We start from the raw sequence: 14,593 nt of genomic DNA, 5'->3' as shown, positions 1-14,593 counted from the left end.
TAATAAGCTATATCAAGAATTTGAAAAGTTTAATGAAGAAATTTCTAATTATTTTAAAAAAGCTAATAAAGAAGAACTAAAAAATGAAGGTTATAAGATTAAAAAAGTAATTGATGAATTTATTCGAGGTTTTTATGATAAAGATAGCAAGAGTGAGTTTAGAACTTCTGAAGCAAATTTGAGAAGTATTTTGGAAACTTTAGAATTAACAATCTCAGATGTTGATAATCCTGGTTTAGGAACTTTAAACCGTTTATTTATGGCTGTTGAATTATTACATTTAAAAAAAGATAGTTGGCCTGGTTTAAAACTGGGGTTAATAGAGGAATTAGAAGCACATCTTCATCCTCAAGTGCAGATGAAAGTAATAGAAAAATTACAGGATAATAATGATATCCAATTAATTCTAACAACTCACAGTCCAAATTTAGCTTCAAAAATAAAACTTGAAAATTTAATAATTTGTACTAATGATATTGCTTTCCCTATGGGGAGTGATTATACTGAATTAGATAAAGACGATTACATATTTTTAGAAAAGTTTCTTGATGTTACAAAATCAAATTTGTTTTTTGCAAAAGGGGTTATTTTAGTTGAAGGTTGGTCAGAAGAAATACTTATTCCTACCTTAGCTAAGGAAATTGGATATGATTTGACTGAAAATGAAGTTTCCGTTATTAATGTTGGGAATGTAGGTTTTAATCATTATTACAAAATATTTTTGCGAAAAGATGATTCTGATGCTATGAATGTTAGAGTATCGGTTGTAAATGATGTTGATGTACGTGAATATAAAAAGGCAAATAATAATAAAAAAAATGAAGAAGTTTATCAAAGAGAATGTAAAGAAGAATTTAAAAATAAAAACGATAATATTAAACATTTTGATCAAAGTAATCCAGAAAGAACACAGAACATTATTAAACCATTTATTACCCCTGAATGGACATTAGAATGGTGTTTATATAAATCTGAATTAATGAATGATATTTTTATAGAAGTTACAAAAAAAGTACATCCTAAAATATTCAGCACAAATTCTTACGAAGAAGAATTAGCTAATAGATTACTGAATTCTAATTTAAGATTTAATAAAACCAAAATTGCTTATGAATTGGAAAATATAATTAAAACAAGTAATTCTTTTAATGAAATTGATTTTAATAAAGAAGAATCATATAAAAATGACACTATATCATATCTAATTGAGGCGATAAAATATGCCTGCAGAAATTAATATAACTGATAAAGATATCAAATATGCTGAATCAATATTATTAGATGCGGATGAATCTTTCGAGGATGATAAAAATGAGAGAATTGATTTTATAAGAAATCTTGAAACAATAGATTTGCATGCTGTTCCAGGAAGTGGTAAAACAACAGCATTATTGGCTAAATTATTGATTTTAGAAAGAAAATTGCCATTTGAAGATGGTTCAGGGATACTGGTGATTTCTCATACCAATAATGCAGTTGATGAGATAAAAAATGAAATAGGAGAATATTGTCCTAAATTATTTTCTTATCCCAATTTTATTGGAACTATTCAAAGTTTTGTTAATCAATATCTGGCTAAACCGTTTTTTAACCAGGTTACTAAAGAGAAAATTTCAAAAATTAATGATAATTTTTATAATGAAAGAGTAGAAAATTATTATAATAATGTTTTAAGAGATAATTTTTGGCTAAATAAAAGAGCAAATACTTTAGATTTTTTGCAAAACATAAGATTTAATGAAAATAATATGTTGATTTCTGGAATTAATAGTAAAACTGATGATTTTGCATTAAAAAATACTTCTGGAAAAACATATAGAAAACTATCAAAAATGAAAAATATTTTACTCAATCAAGGAATTTTATGTTATGATGATGCTTATTATTTGGCCAATAAATATTTAAAAAAATATCCTGAAATCAAAAACTTACTACAGAAAAGATTTTCCTATATTTTTGTTGATGAGATGCAAGATATGGATATTCATCAACATAATATATTAGAAAAAATATTTTATAATAATGGTAATAGTAAATCTATTTATCAAAGAATTGGAGATAGAAATCAGGCAATATATAGTGGGGGAACTAACTTTAAGTTAGAAGAAATCTGGAAATCTAGAGAAAATACTCTTAAAATAACTGGAAGTTATAGATTTTCAAAAAATATAGCTACAGTTTTACAAAACTTTGCATTAAATTCTGCAGATATTGAGAGTATAAAATCAGAAAACACTAAAATAAAACCGCATTTGTTAATTTATAATGATTATAATTCTCAGTGTGAAGTAATTCAGAGATTCATTAGATTAATTAATAAATTTAAAACTGAAAATGAAATTCCTGCTGATTACAAATATCCAATAAAAGCAGTATCTTGGATTACTAAAAAGAAAGAAGATAATAAAATTACTCTTCCAGATTATTGCCCTAAATTTAATAAAAATAATTCTAATTCCAAAACAGAATATACTTCATTAGAGAGTTATCTGATCAATTCTAAGAATAATTACAAAGAAATTTATAATAATCTAGTAAATCTACTTTTAAAAGTACTTAGGATAGAAAATGTAATTAATATAGATAATGATAGATATTACACAAAAAGGAGTCTCTTTTGGTATTTAAAAAATAACAATAAAGAGCAATATGAAAATTTGAAACTAAAATTATATAGTTGGAGCACTCAAATAATTAAAAGAAAAGAATCTGAGTTATGTGAAGATATAAAAGATTATTTGGATGATTTTCTTGGTATTTTTGGTAAAGAGATAGATGAATCTAATGAATTTATTAATAAGGATCCTAAGAAAATTATTATTGAAGATGAAATTGATTTTGATTGTCATTTGTGCAAGATTAATAATAACAAAATTGAATTAGGTTCAGTTCACTCAGTTAAAGGAGAAACTCACACTGCTACATTATATTTAGAATCTTTTTATCAAAAAGATGGAAGTGGTGAGAATGCAAAATCTTATGAATCTCAGAGGTTGAATAAGCAATTCAAGAATGAGAAAATTACAGATTCAGATAATAAAAGAACTAAAAAATCTGCTAGAATTGCTTATGTTGGTTTTAGTAGACCGACTCATTTATTAGCATTTGCAGTTCATCGAGATAGATATGATAAATATCTATCTGGTATTAATGAAGATATTTGGGAGGTAATTGAGGTATAATTATTAAAAATAAAAATTATTTAAATTAAATTACGCTCAAATTTAGAATTTGTTTTGAAAATACATAAGAAATTGATATCATATATTATTAAGAGGGGGAACAGATAAATCATGAAAACTCTTGCTAATTCAGTCAAGGTTAGAGAAAGTGTCTTTGATAGAACAATGAAAGATGAGGTCTTGGATCTTTCAGACTTGAAAAATGGAAACATAGATCCAGAAAGATTTTTTAAAGAGACATTTATCACCGACAACATGGAAACAGTTTTTGATACCGCTATGAATAAATTTAGAAATAGATCAGGAAACAGCATTATTAAACTAACCCAGGCTATGGGTGGAGGTAAAACTCACAACATGATTGCTTTGGGATTATTAGCTAAATATCCTGATTTAAGGAAAAAGACTCTTAACGGCAAATATAATGATATAGAAGGTGAGATTAAAACAATATCAGTTACAGGTAGAGAATCTGATATGAATTATGGTACCTGGGGAGAGATTGCCAAACAGTTGGGAAAAAAAGAACAGTTTAGTGAATACTATTCTCCACTTCAGGCGCCGGGTCAAACTGCCTGGATTAATCTACTGGAAAGTTCTACACCTACTCTAATATTATTAGATGAGCTGCCGCCATATTTAAATAATGCTAAAACTAGAACTTATGGACAGGGTACATTATTAGATATTGAAACAACTGCAATCGCAAATTTATTAAATGCTATTAATAAAAAAGAATTATCTAATGTTTGTTTAGTAGTATCTGATCTTGAAGCTACATATGAAGAAGAATCAGAAATAATTCAAGGAATGTTTAAAGAGCTTGATGGAGAAATAAATCGTTTTTCTTTAAATCTAGAACCTGTATCAAGCAACAGTAATGATCTTTATGATATTTTAAAAACTAGAATGTTTGATAGCTTACCAGAAGAAGCTGAAATCAACAAAGTAGCTAATGGCTTTAAAAACAGCGTCAAAGAAGCTGTAGAAATGGGATATACAGATGAAGTCCCCGGTGAAATCGCTTCAGCAATTAGAGATACGTATCCCTTCCATCCTTCTTTTAAAGATTTAGTGGAAAGGTTTAAGGAAAATCAAGGTTTCCAAAAGACTCGTGGTGTAATTAGATTAACTAAAAAGATGCTTAAAGGTATTTTTAAAGAATCAGATAAAGCTGATAATCTTTATTTAATTAATCCTTATGATATTGATTTAAATAATGCTGAAATGGCTAATGAAATTAAATCAATTAAACCAGAGTTTACAAATGCCATAAGCCATGATATTGCAAATAACGGCCATTCTGTTGCAGAGAGAATTGATAAATCTACAGATTCTCAGGATGTCCAAGATGTTTCAAAACTGATCTTAATGTCTTCTTTATCAAAAGCTACTGAGGCAATAGTTGGTCTATCAGTGAGTGAGATTTTTACTTATCTTGTTGCTCCAAATAGGGATATTACAAAAATTAGAAGCGGTATTGAAGAACTGCAGGAAAAAGCCTGGTATTTATATAAAAACCATAATAAACTGCTCTTTAGACAGACTAAAAATGTAGTTGCAGAAATGCAGGATGAGATAAAAAGTTTAACCCGCAGTCAGGCTAAATTATATATTAAAGATTTACTTAAAAAAGAATTTGAACCTAATGATAAAGATTGCTATCAAAACTTAATGGTCTTCCCTTCAATTGAAGAAATTGAACTCTCTAAAGAAAAAGTTTCTTTAATAATTTCTGAACCTAGTGAGGGTAGCGATGGTCTAAAAAGTGAATTAAAGCAGTTTTTTGAAGAAGTAGAATATAAAAATAGGGTTATGTTTTTAACTGGTCAAAAGAATGTTATGAATAAGCTTTTAGAAACTGCCAAGAAGGTTAGAGCAATTAATAATATAATTGACAGAATGCAGGCCGATAATGTCAGCGATAGAGACAGTGAAATGCAGCAGGCTATGGATTTAAAAGATAAAACCGGCAACAGGCTGAACTCAAGTTTAAGAGAGACCTTTACTACTTTATATTATCCTCGAAAAAATGTATTAAAAAGCACCAATTTAATTATGAAATTCTCTCAAAACAACTTTAATGCTGAAAAAGAAATTAAAAACACTTTAATCAGTGAAATGAAGTTTACTACAGATATTGAACCAAAGAAATTACGGAAAAGATTTGATAAAATTATCTTCACTAGAGATAGAATGACCTGGAATGAATTGGTTGAAAGAACTGCTACTGAAACAAGGTGGCTGTGGCATAAACCAGATGCTCTTGAGGATCTAAAGGAAGATTCACTGCAGAAAGAAATCTGGTTTAAAGATGGTAATTATATTGATAAAACTCCTCCAAAAAAAGAAACTAATGTTAATGTTACTAAAATGAGCACTATAAGTGAAAATGGTATTTCCACACTGCGCATTACTCCAGTTAATGCAGATGAAGTTTACTATGAGATAGGTCAAGAGCCTACTAAGGCTTCCAAAAAAGTAGACAACTATAACTCTTTTGAAGCAACTGATTTAGTCTATTACTTTTTAGCAGTTGATTCAGATGGCGTTAATGAAACTGGTGCCCCTGTAAGATGGGAGAATGATATAAATCTGCAGTATAAGGAACTAACTATTAACGGAAAAGACGCTTTAAAACTGCAGGCAACACCAAGTAATTGTGAAATCAGATATACTACGGATGGTGCTTCTCCAAAAGAAAATGGAGGCGTTTATCAGGATCCAATTATTATACCTGAAGATGCAAAATACATTCAAGCAGTTGCAGTAAATGAAGAACACGATATAACATCGGATGTGCTGCAGTATAAAGTTTCAAATAAGAAAGTTACAGTTGATAAGGATAAGCCTGTCAAATTAACAGAAGCTCAAACTTCAAAGGGAACAAAAGCGACATACGAGGAGCTTGAATTTTTAAATGAAACAAATGCGACTTTCAAACAGGCACAATTTATTATCACCGGCAGAGGTAAAGCTGATTTTTCTTTGACTTTCATGATAGATAAAGTAGAAATAGATGATATGAATATGTTAGAAGAACAACTAAAAAATATTAAAGATAATTTTGTTGGAGAAAAGCCACATGATTTAACTGCTAATATAACTGGTATAAAGTTCAAAAGCGGTAGAGATTTTTTAAGATGGCTTGAAAAGAATGAATTTAATTTAGAAATGTATAAAAATAGATTTAGTCAAAATTAAGGGGATGATCTTTTGAGTCAAGTAAAAACCTATGGATTTGGTTTTAATCCGAAAGAAACCAATCATCATTTCCTCTTAGAAATACCAACTGGAAATGCTAAAATAACAGTATACGAGAGATTTAATTGGGATCAAGATGAGCAGGTTAGTGATCTAAACGATAAAGATAAAAAGGTAATTTTAAGTAAGACCAAATGGAATAAAGTTAAAAATGTAATTAAAAAAGAATTTAATAGGCGCTTAAAAGACGAATGTCTTCCAGTAGGAGATTTCGACAGCTATTATGTACCTTTAGAACGTTTATATGGTAAAGAATTAATGCTGCTGCTGTGGTCTATAGAAAATGCTGAGGTTGGTGTTATTGATTTAGCCATCAAAAATTGGTTAGGTTTATCACCTGAAGAAAGATGGTGGCTTTTTACAATGACTAATGCTTCAACGGGTCACTACAGCGACAACCGCGGCTGGAGGATAGCTTTAAGATATGCACTTACAGAAAACCCTGTAGATAATAAATTAGCAGGCAGCTTTGTACAGCGATTATTTTAATATAAACTAGATAAATCTCAAGAAATTTAGAGGAGGATTATTTTGTTAGATTATAATAAATCATTTATTGAAGTTCAATTTCCAGTTTCAAGAATATCTAAAGAAAGTTATAAAGAAAGAAAAGCTAATTTAGGACAAACTCTCACTGGATTAGGTAAATGGTGGGGCAGAAAGCCATTGGTTATGGTTAGGGCAGCTTTATTAGGGACCTTATTACCAGTTTCAGATAATTACAATAAAGATAGAGAAATATTCCTTAAAATTATGACTATGGATGAAAAAGGTTTGTGGTTAAGAAAGTATAAAAACATTTCTAAAAAAGAATTATGGCAACTGACTACCGAAGAAGAAAAAAGAAAATATTTCAGAGAAGGATCGACTTCAAAAAAGCCTAAATATCCTAAAGGTATGTCTAGAGATAATAAGAAAGAGATGAAAGTAGAACTACAAAAAATAGCTTTTGGTAGATTATCTTATGATGATAAATTAAGCTACTGTAAAAGACCTGAAGAAGTCAAATTAACTGATGACAATGAATGGGAAATTATTAATAACCATTTGGAAACAGATGCTTCTAGTCTGCAGGAATTAATACAAGAATTAGGAAAGAAAAGATTTGGCCATATTCCTAAAGTTGGTGACTGCTTTTCTGGAGGAGGTTCTATTCCATTTGAAGCAGCAAGAATGGGAGCAGAAGCTTTTGGATCCGATTTAAACCCAATAGCTGCATTGCTAACATGGGCTTCATTAAATATTGCAGGCGCTTCTGGTCAAAAAATTGAACAATTAAAAGAATTTCAAAAAAAGGTTTATGATGAAGCTAATAAACAAATTAAAGAATGGGGAATTGAACATAATGAGAATGGGCATAGAGCTAATTCTTATCTATATTGCAGTGAAGTTGAATGTCCTGAATGTGGATATCAAGTTCCTTTAGCTTCTTCTTGGTATATAGGAAAAGGAACAAAAACAATTGTATTATTAAATGATAATGGTAAAAATGCTTTTGATTTTAAAATTATACAAAATGCAGACAAAAATCAAATTAATAAATCTAAAGAATTAGAAACTATATCAGGTGATAAATTAGTATGCCCCCATTGCAAAAATAAATCTCCAATAAGTTCTATCAGGGGTGATAAAAAAGTTAACGGTAATATAGAGTACGGCTTAGAAAAATGGAGCAAAAAAAATGTAATAAATAATGAAGCTATATTTCAAGAAAGATTATTCGCAATTCAATATATAGATAATAACGATAATAAATATTATAGAGCTCCTAATGAACATGATTTGTTAAATGAAAAAAAAGTAGAGAATTTGTTGTTTGAAAGATATGATGAATTGAAAAACATAGGATATATACCAGATGATAAAATAGTAGAGGGTTATAATACAGATCAGTTAATTAGAGAGCGAGGGTGGCAATATTGGCATCATTTATTTAATCCAAGACAACTTTTAATTAATAGTTTATTGTTGAAAAAAACTAATATTTTATCTAATAACAAAAAAGAAATGATTATTGGACTTTTGGGTGTTAATAAATGTTGCGATTATAATTCGAAATTAAGTCATTGGAATTCAAGTGGAGCTAATGAAAAAGTTGAACATACTTTTTATAACCAATCACTGAATTCGTTCTTTGTATATGGTTCAAGAAGTCTGCGCATGTTGGAAAATAGTTGGTTTTTTAATATTAACAATTATAATATTGATACTTCAAGTAAAGTTTGTCCTATGGATGCTAGAAATTTAAAATATAGTCATGATATTTGGATAACTGATCCTCCTTATGCTGATGCAGTTAATTATCACGAGTTATCAGAGTTTTTTCTTGCCTGGGATAAACAATTTTTAAAAAAGGCTTTTCCTGAATGGTATACAGATTCAAAAAGGGTGTTAGCTGTAAAAGGAACAGGTCAGTCTTTTAATGAAAGTATGATAGAAATATATAAAAATTTAGCTGATAATATGCCTAAAAACGGATATCAAATTGTAATGTTCACACACCAAGATGTAAAAGTATGGTCAGAATTAACTATGATTTTGTGGTCAGCTGGCTTAAAAGTTTCATCAGCTTGGAACATATCTACTGAAACTGAATCTGCAGGTTTAAAATCTGGAAATTATGTTAAAGGGACTGTCTTATTAGTTCTTCAAAAACAAACCTCAGATGACTTTGCTTTTCAGGATGAAGTATATGATGAAATCCAGATTGAAGTTAGAAAGATGATTGATTCTATGAAAGGAATTGATTATAAAGACATTCCTGATTTTACTGATGCTGACTATTTACTTGCTTCTTATGCGGCAGCACTTAAGGTATTAACAGGTTATGGAGAAATTGATGGTATAGATATTGATTATTGGCTTTCTGGAGATAGAAACGAGGAAAGTCCAGTTGAAAAATTAATTAAAAAAGCTCGTGATGTAGCTAACAGCTACCTTATACCCGAAGAATTTGAAAAAAATCACTGGTTTGAGTTATCGAATGCTGAAAGATTCTTTATTAGAGGTTTAGAACTTGAGATGAATAATGAGCATACTATAGGAGCCTATCAAGAGTTAGCAAAAGGTTTTGGAGTTAAAGAGTATAAAACAATGTTCCACAACTTCGAAGCTAATAATGTCAGACTTAAAACTCCTTCTGAATATAAGATGAGTTATCTTGAGAATGAATTTAATGAAAAAGACTTTAACGGTTCATTATTAAGACACTTGCTGGTTGCTATTTTTGAATCAGCTAAAAATGATTCAACAAATTCAGGTAGAACCTATCTTAAAGGAGTATTTAATCAAAGCCAAGATTACTGGTATAAAAAACCTTTAATGCGTGAAATACTAACTTTTATTTCTAAAATAGAAATGGTAGATCATATGGAACACTGGCATGAAGAAGCTAAATATGCCAAGTTATTAAGAGAAGCATTAAAAAATGAAGGTGTATAGGTGAATATATATGATAAAAAGATATTCTTCAAGGAGGGAGTCTATTTCAGACTCTCTTCTCAATAAAAAACTAAAAAAAGCAAAATCATATGATAGAATTGCAGGATATTTCAGCAGTTCTATATTTGAAATTGCAGGTGAAGCTTTAGACAATATTGAAGGTAAAATTAGAATCGTTTGTAATTCTGATCTGCTGCCGGAAGACGTAAAGACTGCTAAGAGAGCACAAAAAGCTATCAGAAAAGAATGGTGTCAAAGCGAACCAGAAAAAATGGATAATAAAAATTTTCGCTTCAAAAAATTATACGAATATTTAGTCTCTGATAAATTAGAAGTTCGGGTGCTGCCCAATAAAAAATTTGGATTAGTTCACGGTAAAGCTGGTGTAATAACTTTTAAAGATGGAGGCCAAACATCATTTTTAGGCAGTGTAAATGAATCTAAAAGCGGCTGGAATATAAACTATGAGTTAGTCTGGGAAGATGATTCTAAAGAAGCAGTTGAGTGGGTGCAGGAAGAATTTGATGCTTTATGGAACAGTTCTGCAGCTATTCCCCTACCTGATTTTATTATCAAAGATATTAAAAGAATAGCAAATAGAGAAGTTATTGAGGAAGTTGATGATTTTGAGGAAGAAGATAATGTACCGGCAGCTGCAAATATTGAATCTCCAATTTATAGAGAGAATTTAGGGCTGTGGGAGCATCAGAAATATTTCATTGAAAAAGTTTATAATGATCACAAGAAATTTGAAGGAGCCAGATATGTTTTGGCTGATCCTGTTGGTTTAGGAAAAACCCTTCAATTAGCTGTAAGTGCTCAGTTAATGGCTCTATATGGAGATAAACCTGTTTTAATAATAGTGCCCAAAACTTTAATGAAGCAGTGGCAGGATGAATTAAATGACATGCTCAATCTGCCTTCAGCAGTCTGGGACGGTACAAATTGGGTTGATGAAAACGGCATAAAATATCCCAATAGAGGTAGAGAAGATATTGTTAAATGCCCAAGAAAAATCGGAATTATATCACAGGGCTTAGTAACCGCCAAATCTGAATCAGTTGATTATCTGCTTTCAAAAAATTATGAGTGTGTAATAGTTGATGAAGCTCACCATGCTAGAAGAAAGTCGATTGATCAAAATAATAACTTTTATTCTTTTCAAAAGACAAATTTATATGAATATTTATTAAGAATAGCTACAAGAACAAAGAGTTTGCTGTTAGCAACAGCTACTCCAATCCAGTTACACCCAGTAGAACTCTGGGACCTTTTAAATGTACTATCTCAAGGCTCGGATAGAGTCTTAGGGACGAAAAGTTCTTTGTGGAGAAAAAAGGGATCTATCAACCAGGGATTAGAGTTAATTAAAAATAGGGGTAGAAACTTGTCTGGGACTGAAAAATGGCGCTGGATTAAAAATCCTTTCCCTCCTTCTGATGAAGGTCCTAATTATTCTTTATTAAGATCATCAGCCGATATTGATGAAGAAGCGGTTGTATATCCAAAACAGTATAATGAATTGAAATATCATAACAAAGCTGCTGCTGAATTTTTAATGAATGATTTTTTTGAACTACACAATCCATACATACGTCATGTAGTAAGACGGGAAAGAGAGTATTTAGAAAATAAAATTAATCCTAAAACCGGAGAACCATATTTAGATACGATTGAAGTGGAGATAATAGATGAGCCACCTTTAAAATTAACAGGGTATATGAAAGATGCTTATGATTATGCAGAAGAATTTTGCCAGCTAATTTCTAACCGTGTAAAAGGTGGAGGTTTTCTTAAGACCCTGCTTTTAAAAAGAATAGGAAGTTCTATTGAAGCAGGTAAAAAGACTGGGTTAAAGCTCAAAAACAATTGGGGCGAAAATTTGAATGAAATTAGTGAAGAGGAAGATGAAGAAGGAAGCAGCGGAATTAAAGATTTAACAGCCGAGGAGCAAAAAATGCTTGATAAATATGTTAATGCACTTTTATCAAATGAAGCTGTAGATCCTAAATTTGAAAAATTGGTCAAACTTTTAAAAAGAGATGATTGGATTGATGAAGGGGTTATCATTTTCTCTCAATATTATGATACTGTTGAGTGGATAGCATCTGAGTTATCTGAAATATTTACTGATCAAAAAATAGGTATCTATGCAGGGAGTGGTAAAGCAGGATATTATATTAATAATAAATTTTATAAAAAAACTAAAGATGATATTAAAGACATGGTAATGAGTTATCAGCTGAAGATCTTATTAGGAACGGATGCAGCTTCAGAGGGCTTAAATCTCCAAGCTTTAAGAAGGTTAGTTAATATAGATATGCCTTGGAATCCAACAAGACTGGAGCAGAGAAAAGGTCGTATTCAAAGAGGTGGACAGAGATTTGATAGAATTTATTTATATAATATGAAATATAAGAATTCAGTTGAAGATAGAGTTCACGAACTGCTTTCTAAAAGACTTAAAAATATTACTGCTATCTTCGGACAGCTGCCAGATGTTCTAGAAGACGCCTGGATTAATGTTGCTTTAGACCAGAAAGAAGAAGCTAAAAAGATAATTGATAAAGTACCTGAGAAACATCCTTTTGAGGTCAAATATAACGAGAAGGTTGAAGCATCTGATTGGGAGAACTGCACTAAAATTTTAAGTGAAGAGAGTAAACTTAAGAAGCTGAGGAGTTCTTGGTGATGAAGATTAGTTTTTTTATTTAAATTTTAAAATTGGGGGATTATAAATGAGTAATAATATTGATAAATCTAAATTAGTTTATGTTAATATAGTCTGGATGAAATATTATAGGGGTTTAAGTAAAAAAGATGAAATCAGCCCAAAAACAGGTGGTGGATCTCATCCACAAGAACATCTAGATGCTATAGAAGCGACAATGAATTTAAAATCAAATAATAAAGTTTATAATACTGCTTTTGTTGGTGGATATACTGATTCTTTTGGGGATAACAAGTGGAAGAAGTTGAATTTAAAAGATCATTTTGAAGATACTGATGGTGAGAAGGTAGAAGATTGTACAGTAGTTTGGGTTGCTCAGAAAAATCAAAATAAACAGGAACCACATTATATTGTGGGCTGGTGGGAAAATGCAACTCTTTTAAGATATTATAAGAGAATAAAATTTTATTCAAATTCTAATCTTATTTCTAAAGATTACAATATTTTCACTGATGCAGAAAGGGCTTATTTAATCAAAGAAAAATTTAGAGATTTTGAAGTCCCACGTCAAAGAGATCTTGGCTATGGCTTTGGTCAATCTAATATTTGGTATGCTGAAGAGGAACAAGCGAAACAATTTAAAAAGAAAACTATTAATTATATTAGTGAGTTGAAAGAAAATAAGCGACTGAAAATAACTCAACCTTAAACTGTGGTATATTTTGATTTGAATTAAAGTTTAAGATCGTCATTATAGTTTCTTATTATTATGATCAATTAGATCATTTTAGAGAAATCAGAAATATATTAGTTCATGAATCAAAATATTATGCTATTCCGAATGATTACTCTCTTAGTACAATAAAAAAAATATAAAATAAGTTAATGAATCCAAAAAAAGTAATACCATTTTTTCAAAATGAAGTACTTACTGTGAATAATAATGATTCTATTATTGAAACTATAAAACTAATGAAGAAAAATTCTTTTTCTCAAATACCAGTGCTTGATGATGAAAATAAATTTATTGATTTATTAACTAATAATACAGTTGCAAGATGGTTAGGAGATTTAGAAGATCAAGGCGGCGGTAAATTAATAATGAATGATACACCTATACTAAATGTTCTTAATTATAAAGAAAATTATGTTGACTATAAATTCATATCTAAAGATCTAAATATAATTAATACATTAGACTTTTTTTATAATGAATCAGAAAGCAGAAATAAAATTGAATCTTTACTAATAACACATAGTGGAAATGAAAAAATATTGGGTATAATTACTCATTGGGATATTCCTGAAATTTATAAAAATTTAAATGAAATTTAATTTATGTAATATGTAAACTGGAGACTAATATGAAAGCAATCTTTTCTAAAACAATAAAGTTGTTCTTATTAGATGGAGATTCAAACAAACGAATGTCCTGTGAATTATCCAATTGGGTAGGAAAAGCATATAAAATTCTACGTTCTTTAATGAAAGAGTCGGATGATAGAAATGATCTTCAAAATATTGGAGTATATTTTCTCTTTGGTAAAGATCCAAATAACCCTGATGATAATATGGTTTACATAGGTCAAACAGAAAATATATTCAATCGTTTAAAACAACATCTTGATCAAAAAGAGTTTTGGAATGAAGTAGTTACAGTAATTAGTAAAGATGATAATTTAAATAGAGCCCATGTAAGATATTTAGAATATAAGTTATATGAAATTGCAGATCAAGTTAATAGGTATAAATTAGAAAATACTATATAGCCCCCTAACAGAATTGGAGAAAAAGTTTGAAAGTGATATACTCTAATTACAAGGGGGAAATACCAATGGCAAACAGAAAATATTCCGATGAAACTAAAGAACAAATAGTAAAAGAATGTCGCGAAATCGGCAACACAGCTCTTGTAGCAAGACGACATAATATTTCTAAACATACTGTTTACAGCTGGGTTAAAAAAGCTAAAGAAACTGGATCGGTTAGATCTCTTCCTAAAGATGAAAAAAAGAAAATGAAAGAGATTGAAAAT

Annotated in this window: 10 protein-coding genes; all 10 read left to right on the top strand. The window is 29.7% G+C overall.

Annotated features, from left to right (window positions below):
• Positions 1–1,237 (top strand): ATP-dependent nuclease (locus LJ207_RS11510; RefSeq protein WP_229346646.1); only part of this gene is annotated, 1,237 nt, incomplete at its 5' end.
• Complete coding sequence (locus tag LJ207_RS11505; RefSeq protein WP_229346645.1) at positions 1,221–3,182, top strand: UvrD-helicase domain-containing protein; 1,962 nt, start codon at positions 1,221–1,223, stop codon at positions 3,180–3,182. The genes LJ207_RS11510 and LJ207_RS11505, both read left to right, overlap by 17 nt.
• 111 nt (positions 3,183–3,293) lie before the next feature.
• Complete coding sequence (locus tag LJ207_RS11500) at positions 3,294–6,386, top strand: DUF499 family protein (protein ID WP_229346644.1); 3,093 nt, start codon at positions 3,294–3,296, stop codon at positions 6,384–6,386.
• Positions 6,387–6,398: 12 nt separating this feature from the next.
• Positions 6,399–6,935, top strand: a complete 537-nt coding sequence (locus tag LJ207_RS11495; protein WP_229346643.1) for a DUF3780 domain-containing protein — start codon at positions 6,399–6,401, stop codon at positions 6,933–6,935.
• A 42-nt stretch (positions 6,936–6,977) separates the two neighbouring features.
• Positions 6,978–9,887: an anti-phage-associated DUF1156 domain-containing protein gene (locus LJ207_RS11490; protein ID WP_229346642.1), complete on the top strand. Its 2,910-nt coding sequence runs from the start codon at positions 6,978–6,980 to the stop codon at positions 9,885–9,887.
• Positions 9,888–9,897: 10 nt separating this feature from the next.
• Positions 9,898–12,579: a phospholipase D-like domain-containing anti-phage protein gene (locus LJ207_RS11485; RefSeq protein WP_229346641.1), complete on the top strand. Its 2,682-nt coding sequence runs from the start codon at positions 9,898–9,900 to the stop codon at positions 12,577–12,579.
• Positions 12,580–12,625: 46 nt separating this feature from the next.
• The gene (locus LJ207_RS11480; RefSeq protein ID WP_229346640.1) at positions 12,626–13,267 is read left to right on the top strand and encodes a hypothetical protein; all 642 of its coding nucleotides are present in this window, start codon (positions 12,626–12,628) and stop codon (positions 13,265–13,267) included.
• 176 nt (positions 13,268–13,443) lie between these two features.
• On the top strand, positions 13,444–13,893 hold the full coding sequence (locus tag LJ207_RS11475) for a CBS domain-containing protein (protein WP_255666885.1): 450 nt from the start codon (positions 13,444–13,446) through the stop codon (positions 13,891–13,893).
• A 92-nt stretch (positions 13,894–13,985) separates the two neighbouring features.
• On the top strand, positions 13,986–14,327 hold the full coding sequence (locus LJ207_RS11470; protein ID WP_229346638.1) for a GIY-YIG nuclease family protein: 342 nt from the start codon (positions 13,986–13,988) through the stop codon (positions 14,325–14,327).
• A 65-nt stretch (positions 14,328–14,392) separates the two neighbouring features.
• Positions 14,393–14,593, top strand: a 201-nt coding sequence (locus LJ207_RS11465) for a transposase (protein ID WP_229346637.1), incomplete at its 3' end; no start/stop codon positions are given.

Source organism: Halanaerobium polyolivorans (genome assembly GCF_020711195.1).
Taxonomy (GTDB): Bacteria; Bacillota; Halanaerobiia; order Halanaerobiales; family Halanaerobiaceae; genus Halanaerobium; species Halanaerobium polyolivorans.
The sequence above is the reverse complement of the archived record's forward strand: the minus strand, read 5'-3'. Positions and strand labels throughout refer to the sequence as shown.

What these genes read in the sequence shown, in the direction of transcription:
- LJ207_RS11505 (WP_229346645.1), top strand. Translation starts at nt 1,221, where the DNA reads ATGCCTGCAGAAATTAATATAACTGATAAAGATATCAAATATGCTGAA.
- LJ207_RS11500 (WP_229346644.1), top strand. Translation starts at nt 3,294, where the DNA reads ATGAAAACTCTTGCTAATTCAGTCAAGGTTAGAGAAAGTGTCTTTGAT.
- LJ207_RS11485 (WP_229346641.1), top strand. Translation starts at nt 9,898, where the DNA reads ATGATAAAAAGATATTCTTCAAGGAGGGAGTCTATTTCAGACTCTCTT.
- LJ207_RS11480 (WP_229346640.1), top strand. Translation starts at nt 12,626, where the DNA reads ATGAGTAATAATATTGATAAATCTAAATTAGTTTATGTTAATATAGTC.
- LJ207_RS11475 (WP_255666885.1), top strand. Translation starts at nt 13,444, where the DNA reads ATGAATCCAAAAAAAGTAATACCATTTTTTCAAAATGAAGTACTTACT.
- LJ207_RS11470 (WP_229346638.1), top strand. Translation starts at nt 13,986, where the DNA reads ATGTCCTGTGAATTATCCAATTGGGTAGGAAAAGCATATAAAATTCTA.